This window comes from Streptomyces sp. NBC_01788 (assembly GCF_035917575.1).
Lineage (GTDB): Bacteria > Actinomycetota > Actinomycetes > Streptomycetales > Streptomycetaceae > Streptomyces.
The window spans coordinates 1,608,526-1,631,126 of record NZ_CP109090.1; the positions used below are offsets into that span (position 1 = coordinate 1,608,526).

Genomic DNA, 22,601 nt, shown 5'->3' on the forward strand with positions numbered 1-22,601 from the left:
CCTCCCAGATCTGCGGGCTGCTGCCGTCCGCGATGTCGGCTATCTATCAGGCAGGTTCCCTGATAGTTTACGTCGGCGCGAGAGCGCGAGGGGCAACGACGGTCAGCCCGGGAGGGGCCGGACAATGAGTGCAGTGGTCTACGAACATCGTGAGGTACGGCGCGCCCGGTACGCCGTGGCGGCCGTCTTCGCCGTGCACGGCGCCGTCACCGGCTCGTTCGCGACCCGTGTGCCGTGGATCCAGGACCACGCCGGGGTCAGCGCCGGGCAGCTCGGCCTCGCGCTGGCCTTCCCGGCGCTCGGCGCGTCCCTCGCGATGCCGCTCGCGGGCGGCATCAGCCACCGCTTCGGCGCCCGCAACGCGCTGCGCGGCCTGATCGCGCTGTGGACGCTCGCCCTCGTCCTGCCCTCCCTCGCGCCGAACCTCCTGACCCTGTGCCTCGGCCTCTTCCTCTACGGCGCCACGGCGGGCATGGCGGACGTCGCGATGAACGCCCTCGGGGTGGAGGTCGAGAACCGGCTCGACCGCTCGATCATGTCGGGCCTGCACGGCATGTGGAGCGCGGGCGCCCTGGTCGGGTCGGCGGCCGGCACGGTGGCCGCGCACCTCGGCTCGGACGCGCGGCTGCACCATCTGCTGGCCGCCGCCGTGCTGACCGTGCTGGGCGTGGCCGCCTGCACCTGGGTGCTTGACCTCCAGCCCGCACAGGACGAGGAGCCGCCGCCCCGGTTCGCGCTGCCGCCGAAGTCGGCGCTGCTGATCGGCGCGATCGGGTTCTGCGCGGTGTTCGCGGAGGGCGCCAGCCTGGACTGGTCGGCGGTCTATCTGCGGCACCAGCTGGAGACCTCGGCCGGGCTCGCGGCGGCCTGCACCACGGGCTTCACCCTCACCATGGCGATCGCACGGATCGCGGGCGACCGAGTGGTGGACCGGTTCGGCGCCGTGCGCACGGTGCGGGCGAGCGGCGTGCTGGCGGTCCTCGGCGGCCTGCTCGTCGTCACCGGGGGCCATCCGGCGGTGGCGATGACCGGGTTCGCGCTGATGGGCCTCGGTATCGCGGTCGTCGTACCGCTGTGCTTCGCCGCGGCCGGCCGCAGTGGCCCGAACCCCAGCCAGGCCATCGCCGGTGTCGCGACCATCACGTACACCTCGGGGCTCGTCGCGCCGAGCGCGATCGGCGGACTGGCCCAGGCGACCAGCCTGGTGGTCTCCTTCGGCCTGGTGACCCTCCTCGCGTGCGGTCTGGTCGCCTTCGCGGGAGTGCTCAGGGCCGGCGACCGGAACCGGACGAAGATCGGCCCCGCCAGCACCGCGGTGCCCGACCCGCGGCCCTGAGCGGGGCCTCAACGGCGCTGAGCAGGGGCGGGTGGGGACGGGACCCTCCGGCACCCCCGACAATGGTGCGGACAGGCTCCACGTACAGAGAAAGCGAAATCCCACCATGGACCTCGGCGTGCGCTGGAAGCTGCACGGTGACGGGCGCACGCCCGCACCCGGAGCGGTGGTACGGCCCGACGAACGACTCTCCTGGCCCCGCACGGCAGGACTCGGCGCCCAGCACGTCGTGGCCATGTTCGGCGCATCCTTCGTCGCCCCCGTGCTCATGGGCCTCGACCCCAACCTCGCGATCATGATGTCGGGCGTCGCGACCGTGATCTTCCTGCTCGCCACCCGCGGCCGGGTGCCCAGCTATCTGGGCTGCTCGCTCTCCTTCGTGGGCGTCGCCGCGGTCATCCGGGCGCAGGGCGGCACCAGCGCCACCGTGACCGGCGCGGTCTTCGTCGTCGGTGCCGCGCTGTTCCTGGTCGGTCTCGCCGTCCAGCGCTTCGGGGCACGGATCATCCACGCCGCGATGCCGCCGATCGTCACCGGCGCGGTCGTCATGCTGATCGGCTTCAACCTCGCTCCCGTCACCGCCTCCACCTACTGGCCGCAGGACCAGTGGACGGCCCTGCTCGTCATGCTGTTCACCGGACTGGCCGTCGTGTGCCTGCGCGGCTTCTGGTCCCGGATCGCGATCTTCCTCGGGCTGGTCTTCGGCTACGGCATCTCCTGGGTGTTCGACCGGGTCCTCGGAAAGATCCACTCCGTGGACGCGGGCGGCAGGCTCACCGACCACTGGCGCCTGGACCTCTCGGGTGTGGGCAAGGCCGACTGGATCGGGCTGCCGTCCTTCCACGGGCCCAGCTTCCAGTGGTCGGCGATCCTCGTGGCACTGCCCGTCGTCATCGCGCTGGTCGCGGAGAACGCGGGGCATGTGAAGGCGGTCGGCGAGATGACCGGCGACCCGCTGGACGACAAGCTCGGCACCGCGATCTCGGCGGACGGTGTGGCCTCCATGCTGTCGACCGCGGTGGGCGGTCCGCCGAACACCACCTACTCCGAGAACATCGGCGTGATGGCCGCGACCCGCGTCTACTCCACCGCCGCGTACTGGGCCGCCGCGGGCTTCGCGCTGCTGTTCGGCGTCTGCCCCAAGTTCGGCGCGATAGTGGCCGCGATCCCGGGCGGTGTCCTCGGCGGCATCACCGTCATCCTGTACGGCATGATCGGTCTGCTCGGCGCGCAGATCTGGATCAACGCCAAGGTCGACCTGCGCAATCCGCTGAACCTGGTGCCGGCCGCGGCGGGCATCATCATCGGCGTCGGCAACGTCAGCCTGAAGTTCAGCGACACCTTCTCCCTCAGCGGCATCGCGCTCGGCACCCTGGTCGTCATCACCGGCTACCACGCGCTGCGCGCTTTCGCGCCGGCCCACCTCAAGCGGCAGGAGCCGCTGCTGGACGAGGGCACGTCGTCGTACGGCGAGGAGGCCGAGGGCACCGGGCCGGCCTCGTAGGCCACCGCCCGGCCCGCCCCGTGGGAGCGCCCCGCCCGGTCCGCCGGCGGGCGCGTTCCCTCGTTCCGGGGAAGCGCCGGGCCCGTCGGCGCCCGGCCCGGCCCGGGCCTGGGACGCTGCCCCCATGGGGCAATCGGTACAACCCGCCCAGGGCGGTCCGGGCACAGGCGACGCGGTGGACGCGACGGTCGTCCGGATGCGCGACCTGGCCGCCGCGCTGCCCGAGCGCGACGGGATCGCGGTCTTCCACCGTGTGTACCTCGCCGTCACCGAGGCGGCCCGCCGATGGCCGGCGACCACGCTGGACGCGCCGCTCGCCGGGCGGTACCTCGCCGCCGTGGACACGGCCGCCGACACGCGGCGGACACCCGCCTGCTGGCGGCCGGTGCTCCAGTTCCGCCGGCACCCCGGGGTACGGCCGGCGCAGTTCGCGCTGGCGGGCCTCCACGCCCACATCGGCCACGACCTGGCCCTCGCCGTGGTGGACGCCTGCCGGGCGGCGCGGTGCGAACCGGCCGACCTGGAGAGCGAGTTCGACCGCGTCGGTGACTTCCTCCTGGCGCTGGAGGAGCGCGTCCGCGAGGATCTGACGCCCGGTCCCGAACTGCTCCGGATCACCGACCCGCTCACCCACCTGCTCGGCTCATGGGACCTGGAGCGGGCGCGGGAGGCGAGCTGGTCGGCCGCGCGGGCGCTGTGGGCGCTGCGCCGACTGCCCGACGTGGCCGAGGAGTTCGCCCGGCGGCTGGACGCGGCGGTCGGCTTCGACTGCCGCATGATGCTCACTCCGCTGTCCGGCTGATCCGGACATCCACGGGCACCTTCCCGGAACAGCCTCATGATCACTGTACGTTGACCACGGGACACGGACGATCACGAAGGAGCGCACCGTCATGGCGACCCGGCTGGGAATCGGTCTTCCGCAGAACCGTCAGTACGACCTCGGCAGGGACGTGCCCGACGTGGCACGCGCCGTGGAGCGCATCGGCTACGACAGCGTGTGGGTCTACGAGCGGGCCCTGTTCCCGGAGCCCGCCACGCAGGGGCTGTACGGCATGGAGGGCGTGCCCTGGCCCGACTCCTACCGGCACGTGGCCGACCCGCTGGTCACCCTCGCCCTGGCCGCGGCGGTCACCGAGCGGGTCGGGCTGGGCACCAGCGTGCTGGTCGCGCCGCTGCACGTGCCGTTCCAGCTCGCCCGGTCCCTCGCCTCGCTGGACGCGGCCTCGGGCGGCCGGGTGATCGCCGGCTTCGGCACGGGCTGGTCCGTGGACGAGTACGCGGCGACGGGGATCCGGCCGATCAAGGAGCGCGGCCGGGTGCTGGACGAGGTGATCGACGTCTGCAGGGCCGTGTGGGGGCCCGACCCGGTGCGCTACGACGGCCGTATCACGAAGATCGAGTCGGCCGTGGTGGGCCCCAAGCCGGCCCGGCCGATCCCGATCCTGCTGGCCGCGAGCACCCGCAGGGCCAGGGAGCGGCTCGTCGAGCACGCCGACGGCTGGCTGCCGGTGGCCGCGGGCGGCGCCGAGCGGCTCGCGAGCCAGTGGGACGCGGTGCGGGACCTGGCCGCCGAGCGGGGCCGGCAGCAGCCGATCCGGACGGTGCTGCGGGTGAACGCGACGTACTCGGCCAAGGCGTACGACGGTGCCGGGCGCCGGCCCTTCCAGGGCAACGCGGCCCAGATCGCCGAGGACCTCCTCGCCTACGCGGCGATCGGCCTGGAGGAGATCCTGATCGATGTGCAGGGCCGCATGCGGGACGCCGAGGAGCTCAAGGACGTCGCCGCTGAGGTGTTCGGGGCTGCGCGGGCGGCCGGGGTGTGACCGCCCTCAACTCCTCTCAGTCCTCCGGGAGTTCGACCGGGGCGATCTCGTCGTAGACGTCGCCGGGGCCGGGGTTGGCCGGGTCGGTGCCGCCGCCGAACTGGTGCATGACGCCCCAGACCGCGTTCAGCGCGGTCTGCACGGCACCCTCGGCCCACCCGGCCGTCCAGGAGATGTCGTCGCCGGCGAGGAAGACACCCCGCTTGTCCTCGGGCAGCCGGTCCTGCATGAAGTGGGTGAACAGGCGCCGCTGGTAGCGGTAGTGGCCGGGCAGGTTGGCCTTGAACGCGCCCATGAAGTAGGGCTCGTTCTCCCAGGACACGGTCACCGGGCTGCCGATGACGTGCTTGCGGATGTTCACGTTCGGATAGATCTCCGACAGTGACTTCAGCATGACCTCCATCCGCTCGTTCGCGGACAGCGGCAGCCACTTCAGGCTGTCGTCGCACCAGGTGTAGGAGAGGCAGATGACGGCGGGCCTGTCCGGGCCGTCGTCAAGCAGGTAGGTGCCGCGGGTCATGCGGTCGGTGAGCGTCATCGACATCACGTCCCGGCCGGTCGGCTCGCCCTTGTCGTCGACGGCCTTGTCCAGCCAGAAGGGCCGGTCCACGGGCACGAACAGCTTGCTGGACTCCATGTAGTGGGTGCGCTCGATCGCGGTCCAGTGGTCGATCGGGAAGAGCGCGTCGTCGCACTGGACCTTGGACAGCAGCATCCAGGACTGGGCGGTGAAGATGGCCGCCTGGTAGGTACGGATGTCGCCGTTCGCGTCCGTCACCGTGATGCGGTTGTTCGCGGTGCGGTGCAGCCGGGTGACCGCGGGGCGCGGTTCGCCGTCCACGTGCAGGGACTTCAGCGACGTGCCGTAGGGCCAGTGGACGATCTTCTCCGGCTCGCGCTCCCACAGCCGCAGAGGCAGTTGCTGCGAGCCGCCCACGATGCCGCGGTGGTGGTCGTCGGCCTCGGTGTAGACGACGCGCAGGATCTCCAGGATGGAGTTGGGGAAGTCGGTGTCCCAGCCGCCGGTGCCGAAGCCGACCTGACCGAAGATCTCCCGGTGCCGGAAGGATCTGAAGGCCTCGGAGTCGCACAGGAAACCGTAGAAGGTCTGGTTGTCGAGCTTCTCGACCAGCCGGGACCAGATCTCGCGGATGCGCGGCACATCGCGCTCGCGCAGGGCGCGGTTCATGTCGGAGAAGTCGGCGCCCTCCTCCAGGCATCTGTTCCAGGCGTCCGCCACGTCCCGGTAGACCTGCGGCAGGTCGTCGATGGTCTCGGCGTAGTGCGACTCGCCCTTGAGGTCGACGACGGTCGACGGGGTCGCCTCGGCCAGCGGGTTGGGGAAGGGCCGGGTCTCGAGGCCCACCAGGTCGATGTAGTGCTGGAGGGCGGTCGAGGACGGCGGGAAGCGCATGGCGCCCATCTCGGCGGTCAGCGACTCGTCGCAGCCCTCGAAACCGACGGTGCGCAGCCGGCCGCCGATCCGGTCGGCCTCGTAGACGACGGGCTTGAGGCCCATCTTCATCAGCTCGTAGGCGGCGACGATGCCGGACAGGCCGCCGCCGATGATCGCGACCTCGGTGCCGTGCTCGGTCGCGGGGACCTGGCCGAGGCCCGCCGGGTGGGCGAGGAAGTCGTCGTACGCGTACGGGAAGTCCGGGCCGAACATGGTGATCGGCGGCTGCTGCTCGTCTGCGTGCTCGACGGCGTTGGGCACCGTGGACGTCATGGGGTACGGACTCCTTGCGCGAAAGTACTGGGGTGGGGGGTTCGGGTGGTTCAGACGAGGGACCCGTAGAGGCCGGGGCGGCGGCCCTCCAGATACGGGTTGGTCTCGCGGGAGGCGGCGAGGAACGCGGGGTCGGCGTCCGCGAGGACCAGTTCCTCGGACCGTCCGGCGCGGGTGCGGGCCGCCCCGTCCGGGCCGGCCAGGGCGGAGAGCCCGACGAACTCGAACTCGCCCTCGGTTCCGGCCCGGTTGACGTAGGCGATGTACATCTGGTTCTCGAAGGCGCGCACCGGGACCAGGGATTCGGCGACGAACTGGAACGGGTGCATCAGCGCCGTCGGGACGACGAGGAGGTCGGTGCCGGCCAGGGCGTGGGCGCGTACGTTCTCCGGGAACTCCACGTCGTAGCAGATGATCAGGCCGACGGTCAGTCCGTTCAGCTCGGCCTGGACGACCGGCTGCTCGCCCGGTGTGAACTGGGCGTGCTCGAAGTCGCCGAACAGGTGCGTCTTGCGGTAGTTGGCGAGGCGGGTGCCGTCGGCGGAGATCAGCTGGACGGAGTTGTGGACCGTCTCGCCGTCCCGCTCCGGGTAGCCGTAGGCGACGGCCAGTCCGTGCCGGCAGGCCAGTTCGGCGACCGCGTCCGCCCAGTCGCCGTCGGCGGCCTCGGCGAGCCGGCCGATGTCGTCGCCGATCGCGTATCCGGTCAGGAACAGCTCCGACGTCGCCAGCAGCCCGGCCCCGGCGGCGGCGGCCCGGCCGGCGGCGGCGTCGAGGAGCTTGAGGTTCTCGCCGACGGAACCGGGACGGCCGGAGCTCTGGAGCAGGGCGGTGCGCATGGATGTTCCTCAGCGGGACGGGGCATCGGGGGTCGGTTAGACCGTATGTTCGCCCGTCTCCGGCGGACAAGCCGGAGCCGTTGCGTGCCGGTGAGCGAATCGTTGCGTACAACCAGGATGAACGGCGATTCGTTGCGCCCCCGCGGGACGAGGTCGCAGCACGGGTCCCGCAGGCTCCCGCAGCGGCTCCGGGCCGACCGCCCGGGCGCTCGCTACGCGCCGCGCCGGCCTCGGTGGCCCGCTGGGACGCTGAAGGCGGTCACGACCGCCGCGTGGTCCGAGGGCCAGTCGTTGCCGGCCACGTCCGGCCAGGGCCTCGGGGTGCCCCTGACGTACGTCCGGGAGTCGAGCACCCGCAGCCCTCGGTGCAGCACGTAGTCGATGCGGTCCAGCGGCTCGGGCCGCCCGCTGCCGTCCTCGTGCACCGGGTGGATCGGTGACCAGGTGTGCCCCGGGTCGGCGGCCGGGTCCGGACGGGCCTCGCGGTAGGAGTCGCGCAGCCCCGCCTCCTCGGCCGCCTTCGTCACCGGCCAGGCGACGTCCGGCCGATCCAGGTGGGAGGGACAGTTGAAGTCACCGGCCAGGACGACCGGTACGGCCGGGTCGCCCTCCTCGTCGATCCGGCGCAGGGCGTCGCGCATCTGCGCCAAACGCACCTCCTCGTGGGCGATCAGCAGGTCCGCCGCGAGCCCGTCGAAGGCCGACTCGTACGGGCCGTAGGGCGTGTAGTGCAGGTGGGCCGTCCAGACGTCGACCTCGCGGCCCGGCGCGAGCGCGATACGGACCCCGGCGGCGCCGTAGAACCCGACGTCCGGGTCGCCGAGGTGCGCGGTGATCGGGTGGCGGCTGATGACGCCGAGGTTCTCGCCGGCCCGGTGGTGGTACCAGCCGAGTTCCCCGGCGAGTTCCTGGGCCGCGGTGCCCCCGGTCTCCTGCAGGCCCACGACGTCCGCACCGCACTCCAGGATCGCCTCGAGCTGCTTGGCCCGGTGGTCGTCGACCTTGCTCCCGCCGAGCCAGAGGTTCCAGCTCATCACCCGCAGTTCGCCGCTCACCATGGCGGACAGCTCCTCGGGGGTGACGCCGGTCAGGCTCTCGCGCAGCCTGCGTCCGGGTGCCGCGTCGATGGGGGCGAGCGACGGCACGGCGAGCACCGCGCACCCGGCCGCCTCGGCGGAGCTGACGCCGGTCTGCGTGTCCTCGACGGCCACGCAGGCGGCGGGGTCGACACCCAGGGCGCGGCAGGCGGCGAGGTAGGGGTCGGGCGCGGGCTTGGTGCGGTCGGTGTCGTCGGCGGTGACGGACACCGTCAGGCGCCCGGGGCCGAGGACGCCGAGCACGATGTCGGCGACGGTGCGGGGCGACGCGGTCACCAGGGCGGTGGGTACGCCCTCCCGGGCGAGGGCGTCGAGCAGGTCGAGGGCGCCGGGGCGGGGCACGGTGCCGGTGCGGACGCGGTCGGTGAACTCCCGGTGCAGTTCACGGGCCACGTCCGCGGCCGGTGCGCCGCAGGCCGCGGCCAGCCAGCCCGCCGTGTGCTCGACGGGGCGGCCGAGCACCTCTGGCTGGTCCGCCTCGGTCAGGGGTCTGCCGGCGACGTGTTCCACCGCCTCCCACCACAGCCGCTCGGTGTCGACGAGCGTGCCGTCCATGTCGAACAGGACGGCCTGGAGGGGGAGCCGGGGGCAGGGGGTCACGTGGTTCTCTTTCACAGCGGGTTCTTCAGGACCGGTTCTTCACGACTGGCTGTCTCACAGCTGGGGCTTCACGACTCCCGCGGGCGCTCCGCCACAAGGACGGGCCGCTCGGGCAGCGACACGCTCACGGCGGTGCCTGCCGCGAGCCCGGCGGCCTCGTGCGCGGGCAGGTCGGCCTTCACCTCGGTGGCGTCCGCCAGCCTGACGGTGATCCGGACGGTCGCACCGAGGAAAGCGGTGGCGGCCACCCGCGCGCCGCCGTCCTCGGCCGCCCGCACCTGGACTGCCTCGGGCCGCACGAGCACGTCCACCTCGCTCGCCGCGGGCGCCGCACCGTCGACCGGCAGCCGCTGCCCGAGCACCTCGACGCCGCCGTCGGACAGCCGGCCCGGGATCCGGCTCATCGTGCCGACGAACTCGGCGACGAAAGCGGTCGCGGGGCGGTTGTACAACTCGCCCGGAGGCGCGCACTGTTCGAGCCGCCCGGCGCGCATCACGGCGACCCGGTCGGCGATCGACAGGGCCTCCTCCTGGTCGTGCGTCACGAACAGGGTGGTGATGCGGAGTTCCTGCTGGAGCCTGCGGATCTCCTCGCGCAGGGTCAGCCGGACCTTCGCGTCGAGGGCCGACAGCGGCTCGTCGAGGAGCAGGACCCGGGGGCGCAGGGCGAGCGCGCGGGCCAGCGCGATCCGCTGCTGCTGACCGCCGGAGAGCTGGTGCGGGAATCGGTCGCCCTTGTCGGCGAGGCCCACCAGCTCCAGCAACTCCGCGGCACGGGACCGGCGTTCGGCCGTACGCACCTTGCGCATCCGCAGTCCGAATGCGACGTTGTCGCGGGCGCTCAGGTGCGGGAAGAGGCTGTACGACTGGAAGACCATCCCGGCGTCGCGGCGATGGGCAGGGACGCGGGTGACGTCGACTCCGTCCACCAGCACCTCACCGGAGTCGGGGTGTTCGAACCCGGCGAGCATGCGCAGCGCGGTGGTCTTGCCGCAGCCGGAGGGCCCGAGCAGCGCCAGGAACTCCCCCGGCCGCACGGTCAGGTCGAGTCCGTCGAGGGCGACGGTGGCGCCGAACTCCCGGCGCAGTTGGCGGAATTCGACGGTGGCGGCCTGCGTCGTGGTGGTCGTCTCAAGAGTGGTGGCGGTCATGGTTCATCCCCGGGACGAAGCGGTTCGGGTGCGTCCGCCGGCACCGGCGAGCGCGAGAAGCAGTGCCCAGGTCACAAGGAGACTGAGCACGGAGACGGCGACGGACATCTGGGCCTGCGAGCCGCCGATGCTGAAGATCCACACGGCGAAGGGCCGGAAGCCCAGCAACTGGGCCACGGTGAACTCGCCGAGGACCAGCGCCAGGGTGAGGAAGGCGGCGTTCAGCAGCGCCCCGCGCAGATTGGGCAGCACGGACCGGATCAGTGCCTGCGGCCAGGAGGCCCCGCAGCTGCGGGCGGCCTCGACCAGGGTCCGCACGTCGATCGCGCGGAGCCCGGCGTCCAGGGCCCGGTACACGAAGGGCAGCGCCAGTACGACGTAGGCGAGGACCAGCACGACGGGGAAGTCCGGGTCCTGCAGTGCCACGAACGTCTGGAACAGCGGGGTGCGTGACAGGTACTCGGGTCCCCACTTCAGCACGGTCGCGATCCCCGCGACGTACGCGATCGGCGGCACGACCAGCGGCAGCAGACACACCACTTCGACGACAGGCCGCAGCCGGGACGCGCCGAGCCGGAGCGCGACCATGGCGGGGACCATCAGCAGCAGCACGACGACGATGGTGGCGGCGGCCAGCTCCAGCGACAGCAGCAGGCTGGAGACGAAGCCCTCCGTGGAGACGATCCGCGTGTAGGCGTCGAAGGTGACGCCCCGGCCCGGCACGTCGACCGTGAACACCACGGACGCGGCGAGCGGGATCAGGAAGTACAGCGCGGCAAGACCGAGGACGGCCCACCGCCACGGGTTCAGGCGAGCCATCGGGCGCTCCGGCGTTGCAGGGGCAGGTACACGGCCATGACCAGGCCCGCCACCAGGACCATGTCGAGGCTGAGGGCGAGGGCCACGTGCTCCTGGCCGACCAGCACGTTGCCCGAGAGGGCGTCGGCGATCTGCAGGGTGACCAGCGGCACCGAGCTGCCGACCATGGCGGCGGCGGTGGCGTAGGCGGCGAAGGCGCTGCCGAAGAGCAGGACCAGCCCGCCGAGCAGCGACGGCGCGAGGACGGGCAGGGCGACGTGCCGCCAGTACTGCACGGCCGTGGCACCGCTGTTCTGCGCCGCCTCCCGCCACTGGGAGCGCAGGCCGTCCAGCGCGGGAGTGATGGTGAGCACCATCAGCGGGATCAGGAAATAGAGGTAGACGATCACCAGGCCCCAGAAGCTGTACAGGTCCCAGCCCTTCTCGGTCAGACCGAGGTGCCGGGTCAGCACACCGGCGTTGCCGAGGGTGGCGACGAAGGCGAACGCCAGCGGGACGCCGCCGAAGTTGGCGAGCACTCCGGATGCGGTGAGCACGGACTCGCGCAGCACGCGGGAGCGGGAGGTCACGACCGCCTGCGCGAGCGGCAGCCCGAGCAGGGCCGCGAGCCCGGCGGCCACGGCGGACAGCTTGACGCTGCCGAGCAGGGCGGTCAGGTAGGCGCCGTCCAGGGAGGTCGTCAGGTTGGCCGTGGTGTGGGACTCGGCTCCCGTCGCCGGGTCCTGGACGGTGAACGCGCCGTTCAGCATCGCCAGGGCGGGCAGCCCGAAGGCGAGCGAGGTGAAGGCGAGCAGAGGGACGACGGCGAGCCATCCCGGGGCGCGGCGCCGCCGCTTCACCGAAGCGGCGGGCGCCACGTCCGCCCGCGTGAGGGCGGTGGTCATCCGGAGACGGCCTTGCCCCAGCCCTGCGCGAGGACGTCCTTGGCCTTGCCCTGCTGGGCCTCGGACGGGAAGGTGGGCGTGCCGTCGACCTCCGGCAGCTTGGCGGCGGCGGCCCGGTCGAGGGTGCCGGCCTTCTCCATGGCGGGCATCAGGGCCGGGCGGGCGTAGCCCTTGAGCCACAGGTTCTGGCCCTCGGCGCTGTAGAGGTACTCCTGCCACAGCCTCGCGGCGGCCGGGTGCGGGGCGTCCTTGTTGACGGCCTGGGAGTAGAACTGGGCGTACCGGCCGTCGGTGGGGATGGCCACCTTCCAGTCGACGCCCTTGGACTTGAACTCGTCGGCGTACCCGGCGTTGAGGTAGTCCCAGTCGATGCTGATCGGCGTCTCGCCCTGCTCGACGGTGGCGGGGGTGGACTCGACGGGGGTGAAGTTGCCGTTCTTCCTCAGCTTGCCGAAGAAGTCGATGCCGGGCTGGATGTCGTCGAAGGAGCCGCCGGCGGCGAGGGCGGCCGCGTAGACGCCACCGAAGGCCGCGCCGGCCTTGGTCGGGTTGCCGTTGAGGGCGACCTGACCCTTGTACTCCGGCTTGAGCAGGTCCTCGAAGGTGGTCGGGCACTCCTTGACCCGCTTGGCGTCGCAGCCGATGGAGACATAGCCGCCGTAGTCGTTGTACCAGCGGGCCTGCGGGTCCTTCTGGCCGGCCGGGATGTCGTCGAACGCGACCACCTTGTACGGGGCGAGCAGGCCCTGCGCGGCGGCGCTGAGCGCGAAGGAACTGCCGAGGTCCAGTACGTCCGGGGCGCGGTCCTGGCCCTTGCGGGAGGTGACGGCGTTGATCTCGTCCTGGCTGGAGCCGTCCGGGTTCTCGACGTCGATCTTGATGCCGTACTTCTTCTCGAAGCCGTCGATCAGGGCGCCGTAGTTGGCCCAGTCGCGGGGCAGCGCGATGGCGTGCAGCCTGCCCTCCTTCTTGGCCGCCGCGACCAGCGCGTCCATCCCGCCGAGGTCGGCGGCGGAGGTGGCGGTGGCGGCGCTCTTGCCGTCGGCGGTGGCCGACGCCTTGTCGGGGGCGGCGCCACAGGCGCTCAGGGCGAGCGCGGCGACGACGGCGAGGGAGCCGCCCAGGAGGGCTGTTCTCGGCAAGGACACGGTCACGGTCTCTCCAGGAGTGCGCACGAGGGGTGAGGCAGAGCGGAGAACTTGTCTGAACAAGTTGGCCTCAGTACGCCCGTCGATGATGTCCTGCACGTGAACGCCGACGAAACCTCGAAGGCCCTTCACCTGCACAGTCTCATCCGGCCGGACCGGCACTGAAACTCGATTAGGCTGCCTACGCTGTGCACAACGGTCGACTCAAAGGGGAAGCATGACGGCACGCCACGAGGAGATCGCCGACGCCCTGCGGCGGGCCATCGACCGCGAGGAGTACACAGTCGGCAGCCGGCTGCCGACCGAGACGGCCCTGGCCGCCCAGTACGGCGTCGCACGCGGTACGGTCCGCCAGGCCGTCGCGGCCCTCACCGCCGAGGGACTGATCGGCTCCCGGCAGGGCGCCCGCCGGGTCGTGCTGGCCGGCCGTCGCAGCCAGAGCTTCGCCGAGCTGCGCAGCTTCGCCCAGTGGGCCCGCGCCATGGGCCGGGAGGCGACGGGGCAGGTGGTGGCCCAGGAGTACCGCCCGGCAGCCCAGGAGGACGCCGTCCGGCTTCAACTGGACGAGGGCACACCGGTGTTGCACGTTCTGCGGGTACGCGGACTGGACGGCGAACCGGTCCTGGTGGAGCGGACCGTGTACGCCGGCTGGGTCGCCCCCGCCGTCGAGGCGATCGAGCCCGACTGCGCGTCCGTCACCCAACGGCTCTACGCGGACACCGGCCTGGTCTTCGCCCATGGCGAACACCTCATCGACGCGGTCGCGGCGGGCGCCCAGGACGCCGAACTGCTCGGCGTCCGCCGCACGAGCCCGCTGCTGCGGGTCCGCCGGGTGACGACGACCCGCGAGGGGCGTCCCGTGGAGTGGTCGGACGACCGCTACCGTCCGGACGCGGTGAGCTTCAGCGTGCACAATTCGATAGGGAACAACGCCTTGGCACGCAAGACGGCCGGCTGAAGGGGGCCTTCATGGACGCCGCCGGAATCACCTCGCTGCCCTACGTCGACGAGCACACGACCGTCGTCGCGGCGGACACCGACGCCGTGTGGCGCGGGCTCGGCGCCGCGCTGGAGGAATCGTTCCGCGGTCGCGGTGCGGCCCGCTACGCCCGCCTGGTCGGGTGCGCGGACCGCGCGGCGTCCGGACCGCGCCCCTTCGCGGAGGGCTCGGCTCTCCCCGGGTTCCGGGTGGTCGCCGCCGACACGGGCCGGGAGCTGGTCCTCGCCGGACGCCACCGCTTCTCGTCGTACGCGCTGACGTTCCGCCTCGAACCGGCCGGTCCCGGGCGCTCGCGGCTGCGCGCCGAGACCCGGGCCGCCTTCCCCGGCCCGGCCGGCGCCCTCTACCGGCGGCTGGTGATCGCCACGGGCGGGCATGCGATGGGCATGCGGCGCCTGCTCTCGGCGATCGACCGGAGGTCGACGACGCGCTGCCGCCCCTGACCCAGGGTCTTTCGTTCGGCTCAGGCCGGATCAGTGAGCGGGGTCTGGTGCCGTGGATCGCAAGGCGGAGGAGGGCGGCAGGGCGGAGCCCTGCCAACCGACGACAACACCGCTGGGGGCACCCCCTGCTCGAAGAGCTTGGGGGAGCGGTGCCAGACCCCGCGAGCCCGGCATGATCCAAACGAGAGGCCCTAACCCGGCGCGCCCGAGGAGAAGCGGCGCAGCAGGGGGGAGAGCACCAGGACGGACTTCGTCCGTTCCACGAAGGGCTCGCCGGCGATGCGCTCCAGGACGCGCTCGAAGTGGCGCATGTCGGCCGCGAAGACCTGGACGATCGCGTCCGCCTCACCGGTGACGGTGGAGGCGGACACGACCTCCTGGTAGCGCTCCAGGCCCCGCTGGATCGTCTCCGGCGAAGTATGGCGCCGGCAGTAGATCTCGACGAACCCCTCGGTCTCCCAGCCGAGTGCCGCCGGGTCGACCCGGACGGTGAAACCGGTGATGGCCCCAGTGGCGCGCAGCCGGTCCACGCGCCGCTTCACGGCGGGCGCGGACAGGCCGACCAGCTGCCCGATGTCCGAATAGGAGCGGCGGGCGTCCTCGGCGAGGGCGTGCACGATGCGTTCGTCGAGATCGTTCAGCACTGTCGGTGGTTCACTTCTCGGGTACTCGGCGGGCTCAGTTCCAGCTGGCGTGCAGCGGCTTGCCCTCGGCGTAGCCGGCCGCGCTCTGGATGCCGACGATGGCCTTGTCGGCGAACTCCTCCAGGGAGCCGGCCCCGGCGTAGGTGCACGAGGAGCGGACGCCCGCGATGATCGAGTCGATCAGGTCCTCGACGCCCGGCATGGCCGGGTCGAGGAACATGCGGGAGGTGGAGATGCCCTCCTCGAACAGCGTCTTGCGGGCGCGGTCGTACGCCGACTCCTCGGAGGTGCGGTTGCGCACCGCGCGCGCGGAGGCCATGCCGAACGACTCCTTGTAGGGACGGCCGCCCGCGTCGTGCTGGAGGTCGCCCGGCGACTCGTAGGTGCCCGCGAACCAGGAGCCGATCATCACGTTGGACGCGCCTGCGGCGAGCGCCATCGCCACGTCGCGCGGGTGGCGGACACCGCCGTCGGCCCACACGTGCTTGCCGTACTTCCTCGCCTCGGCCGCGCACTCCAGGACCGCGGAGAACTGCGGGCGGCCCACGCCGGTCATCATGCGGGTGGTGCACATGGCGCCCGGTCCCACACCGACCTTGACGATGTCCGCGCCCGCCTGGATCAGGTCCTTGACGCCCTCGGCGGAGACGATGTTGCCGGCGGCGACGGGCACCCTCGGGTCGAGGTCGCGCACCAGCTTGACGGCGTTGATCATCGACTCCTGGTGGCCGTGCGCGGTGTCGATGACGAGGGTGTCGACGCCCGCGCCGAGCAGCTGCTCGGCCTTGCCGGCCACGTCGCCGTTGATGCCCACGGCGGCGGCGATGCGCAGCTTGCCCTGTGCGTCGGTGGCCGGGCTGTACAGCGTGGCGCGCAGGGCGCCCTTGCGGGTGAGGATGCCGGCGAGCCTGCCGTCCCTGTCCACGGCGGGCGCGTAGCGGCGGTTGGCCCCGTCCAGGGTGTTGAAGGCCTCGCGCGGGTCGATGTCCGCGTCCAGCAGGAGCAGGTCCTTGCTCATGACCACTTCGAGCTGGGTGAAGCGGTCGACGCCGGTCAGGTCCCGGTCGGTGACCACGCCGACCGGCCGGTGCTGCTCGTCGACGACGACGCCGGCGTTGTGTGCGCGCTTGGGCAGCAGGGCCAGGGCGTCGGCGACGGTCTGGTGCGGGGCCAGCACGATCGGGGTGTCCAGGACCAGGTGGCGGCTCTTGACCCAGGAGATCACGTCGGTGACGACGTCGATCGGGATGTCCTGCGGGAGGACCACGAGGCCGCCGCGGCGGGCCACGGTCTCGGCCATGCGGCGCCCGGCGATGGCGGTCATGTTGGCGACGACGAGCGGGATGGTGGTGCCCGTGCCGTCCGGGGAACCGAGGTCCACGCCCTGACGTGAGCCGACCGCGCTGCGGCTCGGCACCATGAAGACGTCGTCGTACGTCAGGTCGTACGCGGGCTGGATGTCATTGAGGAAACGCACGTGCCGCACATCCCAGTCGATCAGAGGTGACCCCCGGACAGGTCCGTCAGGGGGAAAGAGCACGTACTTCATTCTCCCATGGCGGGGAACGTGCCCTGCCCGGACAAAACGTCCAGGCCGGCCGCCGGCCGGCTAGGAGAAACCTCCAAGCGCGAGGGCGACGTCCAGGTCGGGCCGGCCGCCCCTCGCGGAGGCGAAGACCTCCTCGGCGATCTCCCATTCCTCCGGTCTGGCCTGCGCGTACGCCTGCCAGCCCCGGACCACGACCAGCATTCCGCGCTTCACCGCCTCGGCGGGCCAGAGGGTCTCGTCGCCGAGGCTGTCGGCCAGCGCGTCCCAGTTCCGTCCGAACCAGTCGGGCAGCGCGAGGTCACGGACGGCGCGGTCCATCAGTCCCGCCTTGTCCGTGACACCGTCGAGGTCCAGCGTGACCACGACCCGGTTCGCCAGGTCTTCGCTCATCTCAGTACCGCCCGGAACGTGTTGTAGTGATCATCGGTGTAGTAGAACTCCCCGCCCTGACCGGCGACGACGCGTCTGGCCCCGCGGTCGCGCGACCCCGGGGTCCGCACCGTGTACTCGTGGTAGTAGCCGCGCGGCTCCTTGGGCAGCCGCCCCTCGAAGTTGCCGAACACGGTGTTGTCCTGCCGGTAGGGGTAGGGGCCGCCCCTGTCGATGAGTTCGAGGGTCTGCCGGGCCTCGGCCGGCAGCCGGGACTGGCTGATCGTTGCCATCCCGTGGGCCCACGACGGCGCGGAGGGGTCGGAACCGGCCTGCCCGGAGGGCGAGCAGCCCGTCAGGAGGACGGCGAGCGTGACGAGGAGCCCCGCGAACACACGGGGGACGAACCGCAGCAGCATGCCGACGATGCTCCCACGGCCGCCCCGCCGTGTGCTCGTCAGGTGCCGTCCGGATCCGCCCTGTTGAGAGCGGGCCGGGGGGCGGGGCCCGCCGTCATCAGATAGTCCGCGGCCGAGGTGTCCGTGACCAGGCTGGTGACCAGGCCGGACCGCAGCACCGCGTCGATCGCCGCCGCCTTGCGCTGCCCGCCCGCGATCGCGACGACCTCGGGGATACGGCGCAACTGGTCGGCCTTGACGGTGATGCACCGCTCCCCCAGGTCCCGTCCGATCCGGCGGCCCTCGGCGTCGAAGAGGTGCGCGGCCATCTCGGCGGCGACGCCGAGCGAGGCGTAGTGGGCCCGCTCCTCGTCGCTGAGCATGTCGTGCACCGTCGAGATGCCCGGCTCCCAGGAACCGATGGACACGCAGGCGACCGTGACCTTGTCGAAGTATTCGAAGGCGCGCGCGATTCCGGTCTGGTGGCGCAGCGCGGCCGCGGTGGCCTCGTCCGGCAGCAGCATCGGCGCGTAGATGGGGTGGGCGTCGCCGCCCGAGACCTGGGCGGCGCGGCGCACGGCCTCCACCGAGCCGCGCTCCGAGGTCCCGGCGTCGTACACGCCGGTCAGCTGCACCACCGTGCACGGTGGCAGCCGGTTCAGGGCCGCCGCCATGTGGATGGTGGACCGGCCCCAGGCCAGACCCAGCACGTCTCCCTCGTCGACGAGCTCGCCGAGCAGATCGGCGGCCACTTCGCCGAGGTTCTCGGGGTCGGGCGTCTCCTCTGCCTCGGCCGGGGACTCGACCACGACGGCGTGCCTGAGGCCGTAGCGGGCGCGGAGCGCGTCGGAGCGCTCGGCGTCCAGCTCGGCGGGCACGCGGATCTCGATGCGCACGAGATCCCGTTCGAGAGCGGTCTCCAGGACCCGGGCCACCTTGAAGCGGCTGACGCCGAACTCCTCGGCGATCTGGATCTTCGATTTGCCCTCGAGGTAGAAACGGCGGGCCATGGCCGCCGCCTGCACCAGCTCAGCGGGTCCCATCCGCATGGCTGACCGGCCCGCCGACATACCCGACACGGCGATCTCCTCACTGCTGTTCACACTCTGGATTCACCGTTCATCCTTGCAGATGCGGCGCGCTTGATCAGCCCTGATGGTTGCCGTTCACGCAGCCGTTGTTCAGTGGCCGCATGCCCAGGACCCCTTGGCGGTGGCCGATTCCGCCTGACCGCGCAGGGCCCGCACCGCTTCAGCGGGGTCCTCGGCACCGTAGACCGCCGAGCCGGCGACGAACACGTCCGCGCCGGCCTCCGCGCACCGCTCGATCGTCGAGGCCGACACCCCGCCGTCCACCTGGAGCCACAGCTGAAGGCCGTGCTTGCCGATCAGCTCACGGGTGCGGCGGATCTTGGGCAGCATGATGTCGAGGAAGGCCTGGCCGCCGAAGCCCGGCTCCACCGTCATGATCAGGAGCATGTCGAGCTCGGGGAGCAGGTCCTCGTACGGCTCGATGGGGGTGGCGGGCTTGAGGGCCATCGAGGCCCGGGCGCCCTTGGCACGGATCTCGCGGGCCAGCCGGACGGGGGCGGCGGCCGCCTCGACGTGGAACGTCACGGAGGAGGCGCCCGCCTCGACGTACTGCGGCGCCCAGCGGTCGGGCTGCTCGATCATCAGGTGGCAGTCCAGCGGGGTGTCCGTAGCCCGGGCCAGGGACTCCACGACGGGCACGCCGAGCGTGAGGTTCGGGACGAAGTGGTTGTCCATGACGTCCACGTGGAGCCAGTCGGCCCCTTCGACCGCCTTCGCCTCCTCGGCGAGGCGCGCGAAGTCGGCGGACAGGATGCTGGGGTTGATCTGCACGGCCATGCCCCAAGCGTGCCATGCCCCGGCCCTCCGGTCCGCCCCGGTACCCCACTGGAATCCGAATCCGGGAGACGGCGGCGATGGCGCCCGAACAAGGCCGCCCTCCGCGGGAGCGGACCGGGTACGGCCCGCCCCACGAAGGGCTCGCTCCACGGGAGGGTCCGCGAGGCGGCGGGGCCGGTCAGCCGGTACGGCGGATCAGGGCCAGGTACATCGCGTCGGTTCCGTGCAGATGCGGCCACAGCTGTACGTCGGGGCCGTCGCCGAGGGCCCCGACGCCCGGCAGCAGGGGGCGGGCGTCGATCAGCTCGGTCTCGGGGAACTGCTTGAGCACGTCGCCGACCACGGCACGGGTCTCGGCCAGGTGCGGGGAGCAGGTCGCGTAGCCGACCACACCGCCGACGCGCACCGACTCCAGGGCCGTGCGCAGCAGGCCGCGCTGGAGCGGGGCGAAGCTGTCCAGGTCCTCCGGTCGGCGCCGCCACCGGGCCTCGGGACGCCTGCGCAGTGCACCGAGGCCGGTGCAGGGGACGTCGACCAGGACACGGTCGAAACTGCCGGGCCGCCAGGCGGGGCGCGTGCCGTCGGCGGCGATCACCTGGTACGGACCGGGGTTGCCCGCCAGTGCCTTGGCCACGAGCCCGGCCCGGTGGGGCTGCTTCTCGGAGGCGAGCAGGACGGCTCCGCGCTCGGCGGCCAGCGCGGCCAGCAGGGCCGCCTTGCCGCCGGGGCCCGCGCATCCGTCGAGCCACTTGCCGTCGGGGCCGTCGAGGGGCGCGTTCGCCAGGGCGAGCGCGACGAGCTGGCTGCCCTCGTCCTGGACGCCGGCCCGGCCCTCCCGTACCGCGTCCACGGCGCCGGGTTCGCCACCCTCGGTCAGCCGCACCGCGTACGGCGACCAGCGGCCCGGCACCGCGGCCTCCTCGCGCAGCAGTTCCTCGGTGGTGGCCCGTCCGGGCCGGGCGACCAGCGTGACCTCCGGCCGCTCGTTGTCGGCCTCCAGCAGGTCCTCGATCCCGGCGCGTGGGCCGCCGAGGGAGTCCCACAGGGCGGAGACGACCCAGCGGGGGTGGGAGTGGACGACGGCGAGGTGGTCCTCGGGGTCGTCGTCGTAGGGCGGGGCGACCTTCTCCAGCCATCCGTCGAGGTCGTTCTGCGCGACCTTGCGGAGCACGGCGTTGACGAACTTGGCCCGCCCGTCGCCGAGGACGACCCGGGCGAGCTCGACGGTGGCGGACACCGCGGCGTGGCTCGGGATGCGCGTTCCGAGCAGCTGGTGGGCGCCGAGCGACAGCACGTCCAGGACGGGCGGGTCCACCTCCCGCAGCGGGCGGTCGATGCAGGCCTCGATGACCGCGTCGTACGTCCCCTGGCGGCGCAGCGTGCCGTACACCAGCTCGGTGGCCAGCGCGGCGTCACGGCCGTCGAAATCGCCCTTCTCGCGTGCCTTGCGCAGCAGCGGGGGCATGACGAGGTTGGCGTAGGCGTCCCGCTCGTCCACGGCGCGCAGCGCCTCGAAGGCGAGAATACGGACGGGGTCCTTCTGGGGCCGGCGGTAGGGCTTGGCGGGCCTGCGGGGCCGACGGGTGTCGCTCACGAAAAAGGTGCTCCGGTTGTCTGGGTGCGCCGCGCTCGGGCACGCGGTGCTCCCAGCCTACGTCCCGGTCCGTGCCGCCCGGTCAGCCCCCGAGGGTCTCGCCCTCGGCGATGCGCGCACCGCGCGCCCAGTCCGCCGCCCGCATCGGCTTCTTGCCCTGCGCCTGCACCCACAGCAGCTCGACGGCGTACGAGCCGGTGCCGACGTGGACGTCGTTCTTGCCGACGGCGAGCGCGCCCGGGGCGAGGTCGGTGCGCTGCGGCGCCGGGGCGGCGTGGATCAGCTTGAGCCGCTCGCCGCGGAACGTGGTCCAGGCGCCGGGCGCCGGTGTGCAGCCGCGTACCACGCGGTCCACGCGCAGGGCGGGGGCCGTCCAGTCGACCCGGGCGTCCTCGACGGTGATCTTGGGGGCGAGGGTGATCCCCTCGGCCGGCTGCGGCACGGCCTTGAGGGTGCCGTCCTCGATGCCGTCCATGGTCGCGGCGAGCAGCCCGGCGCCGGCGAGGGCGAGCCGGGTGAGCAGGTCGCCGCTGGTGTCGGTGGGCCGGATCATCTCGGTGACGGTGCCGTAGACCGGGCCGGAGTCGAGTCCTTCCTCGATGAGGAAGGTGGAGGCGCCGGTGATCTCGTCCCCGGCCATGAGCGAGTGCTGCGCGGGGGCGGCGCCGCGCCAGGCGGGCAGCAGCGAGAAGTGCAGGTTGACCCAGCCGTGGGCGGGGATGTCGAGGGCCACCCTGGGCAGCAGGGCGCCGTAGGCGACGACCGGGCAGCAGTCCGGGGCGATCTCCCTCAGCCGCTCCAGGAACTCCGGGTCCCGCGGCTTGAGCGGCTTGAGCACCTCGATCCCGGCCTCCTCCGCCCGTTCGGCCACCGGGCTCGCGACCAGCCTGCGTCCGCGCCCGGCCGGTGCGTCGGGCCTGGTGACGACGGCGGCCACCTCGTGCCGCCCGGAGGCGAGCAGTGCGTCCAGAGCGGGAACGGCGACCTCGGGGGTACCGGCGAAGACGAGCTTCATGGGGTGGCTTGGGCCTCTCGGGCGGGGTGGACGGCGGGCAGCGCACCAGTCTATGACCACGTACTGGCCGCGCAGCGCGCGTCCGGCGCACAGGGGCGTACGTATGTATCCCTACGCCCCCACACCGTGACCCGTGGAGCGCGAGCGCGTTGGTCAAGAAAGAGTTGACCACAGCGGGCCGCTGTTCGGCCCGATTCCTTTCAACGCCGGTTCGAGAGGCTTGTTCATGGCCGACCACGCAACCCACGACGCCCAGGCCCGGGCCAGCCTTCACTTGCTGGTGCGGGACATCGAGCGGGTCCGCCGGCAGGTGGACGCGCTGCGCACGCTCAGCGCCCAGCTTGGCAACGTCTACCGCCCGCGCCGCTCCGGCCCCTCCACGGGCTTCGTCGTCTACGGACGTGCCCCCGCCCCGACCGTCCGTCTCGCCCAGGAGCTGCGGGACAGCGTCGAGACCCTGGTGACGGCCGCCGTGGACTTCGACCGCTCGCTCGGCTTCTCGTGGGACGCCGTCGGCTCGGCCCTCGGTGTCACCAAGCAGGCGGTCCACCGGCGCTACGGCGCCCGCCGCGCTGCGGCCCAGGCGGCGGCCGAGGCCGAGCGGGATCCGGACCCGGCGGGCACCCGCGCGGTCAATGTCGGCGCCGGCATCCCCACGGTCCCCGCGGCCCGCTCCATGCCGACCCAGCCGACGGCCGGCAGCCCGGTCCTCCGCGACGACCCCCGCCCCACCGCCTTCCCCGGCCCTCGCAACGGCTGACACCCCTTTCCCCCGGCCGCCTGTGCCC

Annotated in this window: 22 protein-coding genes; 7 read left to right on the forward strand and 15 right to left on the reverse strand. The window is 72.5% G+C overall.

Going from position 1 to position 22,601, the window contains the following annotated elements:
• Positions 1-124: 124 nt before the first annotated feature.
• From OIE49_RS07470 to OIE49_RS07485, 4 genes are all read left to right on the forward strand, one after another.
• Positions 125-1,336 (forward strand): MFS transporter, encoded by a 1,212-nt coding sequence (locus OIE49_RS07470; protein ID WP_326801642.1) that lies wholly within the window; start codon positions 125-127, stop codon positions 1,334-1,336.
• Positions 1,337-1,442: 106 nt separating this feature from the next.
• The gene (locus OIE49_RS07475; protein ID WP_326801643.1) at positions 1,443-2,840 is read left to right on the forward strand and encodes a uracil-xanthine permease family protein; all 1,398 of its coding nucleotides are present in this window, start codon (positions 1,443-1,445) and stop codon (positions 2,838-2,840) included.
• A gap of 124 nt (positions 2,841-2,964) precedes the next feature.
• The gene (locus OIE49_RS07480) at positions 2,965-3,642 is read left to right on the forward strand and encodes a DUF5995 family protein (RefSeq protein WP_326801644.1); all 678 of its coding nucleotides are present in this window, start codon (positions 2,965-2,967) and stop codon (positions 3,640-3,642) included.
• Positions 3,643-3,733: 91 nt separating this feature from the next.
• Complete coding sequence (locus OIE49_RS07485) at positions 3,734-4,666, forward strand: LLM class F420-dependent oxidoreductase (protein ID WP_326801645.1); 933 nt, start codon at positions 3,734-3,736, stop codon at positions 4,664-4,666.
• Between the two features lie 16 nt (positions 4,667-4,682).
• Here OIE49_RS07485 and OIE49_RS07490 read toward each other — a convergent pair whose 3' ends face one another.
• The 7 genes from OIE49_RS07490 to OIE49_RS07520 form a co-directional block, all read right to left on the reverse strand.
• Entirely contained in the window at positions 4,683-6,395 is a 1,713-nt protein-coding gene (locus OIE49_RS07490; RefSeq protein ID WP_326801646.1) for a flavin monoamine oxidase family protein, read from the reverse strand.
• Between the two features lie 50 nt (positions 6,396-6,445).
• Positions 6,446-7,234, reverse strand: coding sequence for a carbon-nitrogen hydrolase family protein (locus OIE49_RS07495; RefSeq protein ID WP_326801647.1), 789 nt, complete (start codon positions 7,232-7,234; stop codon positions 6,446-6,448).
• Between the two features lie 212 nt (positions 7,235-7,446).
• Positions 7,447-8,931 (reverse strand): HAD-IA family hydrolase, encoded by a 1,485-nt coding sequence (locus tag OIE49_RS07500; protein ID WP_326801648.1) that lies wholly within the window; start codon positions 8,929-8,931, stop codon positions 7,447-7,449.
• Between the two features lie 68 nt (positions 8,932-8,999).
• On the reverse strand, positions 9,000-10,082 hold the full coding sequence (locus tag OIE49_RS07505; protein WP_326801649.1) for an ABC transporter ATP-binding protein: 1,083 nt from the start codon (positions 10,080-10,082) through the stop codon (positions 9,000-9,002).
• Between the two features lie 3 nt (positions 10,083-10,085).
• The gene (locus OIE49_RS07510; RefSeq protein ID WP_326801650.1) at positions 10,086-10,901 is read right to left on the reverse strand and encodes an ABC transporter permease; all 816 of its coding nucleotides are present in this window, start codon (positions 10,899-10,901) and stop codon (positions 10,086-10,088) included.
• A complete protein-coding gene (locus OIE49_RS07515; protein WP_326801651.1) occupies positions 10,889-11,785 on the reverse strand; it encodes an ABC transporter permease in 897 nt (298 codons plus the stop codon). The genes OIE49_RS07510 and OIE49_RS07515 overlap by 13 nt, the downstream gene beginning before the upstream one ends.
• Positions 11,782-12,939, reverse strand: a complete 1,158-nt coding sequence (locus OIE49_RS07520) for an ABC transporter substrate-binding protein (RefSeq protein ID WP_326801652.1) — start codon at positions 12,937-12,939, stop codon at positions 11,782-11,784. Before OIE49_RS07520 ends, OIE49_RS07515 begins: the two co-directional genes overlap by 4 nt.
• A gap of 211 nt (positions 12,940-13,150) precedes the next feature.
• Between OIE49_RS07520 and OIE49_RS07525 the strand changes: the two genes are divergently transcribed.
• Positions 13,151-13,891, forward strand: a complete 741-nt coding sequence (locus OIE49_RS07525; RefSeq protein WP_326801653.1) for a GntR family transcriptional regulator — start codon at positions 13,151-13,153, stop codon at positions 13,889-13,891.
• Positions 13,892-13,902: 11 nt separating this feature from the next.
• Positions 13,903-14,376, forward strand: coding sequence for a hypothetical protein (locus tag OIE49_RS07530; protein WP_326801654.1), 474 nt, complete (start codon positions 13,903-13,905; stop codon positions 14,374-14,376).
• A gap of 191 nt (positions 14,377-14,567) precedes the next feature.
• Here the strand turns inward: OIE49_RS07530 and OIE49_RS07535 are convergent, their stop codons facing one another.
• The 8 genes from OIE49_RS07535 to fmt form a co-directional block, all read right to left on the reverse strand.
• Positions 14,568-15,020 (reverse strand): Lrp/AsnC family transcriptional regulator, encoded by a 453-nt coding sequence (locus OIE49_RS07535; RefSeq protein WP_326801655.1) that lies wholly within the window; start codon positions 15,018-15,020, stop codon positions 14,568-14,570.
• A 34-nt stretch (positions 15,021-15,054) separates the two neighbouring features.
• The gene (locus tag OIE49_RS07540) at positions 15,055-16,497 is read right to left on the reverse strand and encodes a GuaB1 family IMP dehydrogenase-related protein (protein ID WP_326801656.1); all 1,443 of its coding nucleotides are present in this window, start codon (positions 16,495-16,497) and stop codon (positions 15,055-15,057) included.
• A gap of 132 nt (positions 16,498-16,629) precedes the next feature.
• Entirely contained in the window at positions 16,630-16,959 is a 330-nt protein-coding gene (locus tag OIE49_RS07545; protein WP_326801657.1) for a barstar family protein, read from the reverse strand.
• Positions 16,956-17,357 (reverse strand): ribonuclease domain-containing protein, encoded by a 402-nt coding sequence (locus tag OIE49_RS07550; RefSeq protein ID WP_326801658.1) that lies wholly within the window; start codon positions 17,355-17,357, stop codon positions 16,956-16,958. The genes OIE49_RS07545 and OIE49_RS07550 overlap by 4 nt, the downstream gene beginning before the upstream one ends.
• 38 nt (positions 17,358-17,395) lie before the next feature.
• Positions 17,396-18,439 carry a sugar-binding transcriptional regulator gene (locus OIE49_RS07555; protein WP_326801659.1) on the reverse strand — a complete coding sequence of 348 codons (1,044 nt, stop codon included), beginning with the start codon at positions 18,437-18,439 and terminating at the stop codon, positions 17,396-17,398.
• A 78-nt stretch (positions 18,440-18,517) separates the two neighbouring features.
• A complete protein-coding gene (rpe, locus tag OIE49_RS07560) occupies positions 18,518-19,204 on the reverse strand; it encodes a ribulose-phosphate 3-epimerase (RefSeq protein ID WP_100567897.1) in 687 nt (228 codons plus the stop codon).
• 178 nt (positions 19,205-19,382) lie between these two features.
• Positions 19,383-20,798, reverse strand: a complete 1,416-nt coding sequence (locus OIE49_RS07565; RefSeq protein ID WP_326801660.1) for an RsmB/NOP family class I SAM-dependent RNA methyltransferase — start codon at positions 20,796-20,798, stop codon at positions 19,383-19,385.
• A gap of 82 nt (positions 20,799-20,880) precedes the next feature.
• Complete coding sequence (gene fmt, locus OIE49_RS07570) at positions 20,881-21,813, reverse strand: methionyl-tRNA formyltransferase (protein ID WP_326801661.1); 933 nt, start codon at positions 21,811-21,813, stop codon at positions 20,881-20,883.
• 226 nt (positions 21,814-22,039) lie between these two features.
• On the opposite strand from fmt, the gene OIE49_RS07575 reads away from it, so the two are divergent.
• On the forward strand, positions 22,040-22,573 hold the full coding sequence (locus tag OIE49_RS07575; protein ID WP_326801662.1) for a hypothetical protein: 534 nt from the start codon (positions 22,040-22,042) through the stop codon (positions 22,571-22,573).
• The last annotated feature ends 28 nt before the right edge of the window (positions 22,574-22,601 follow it).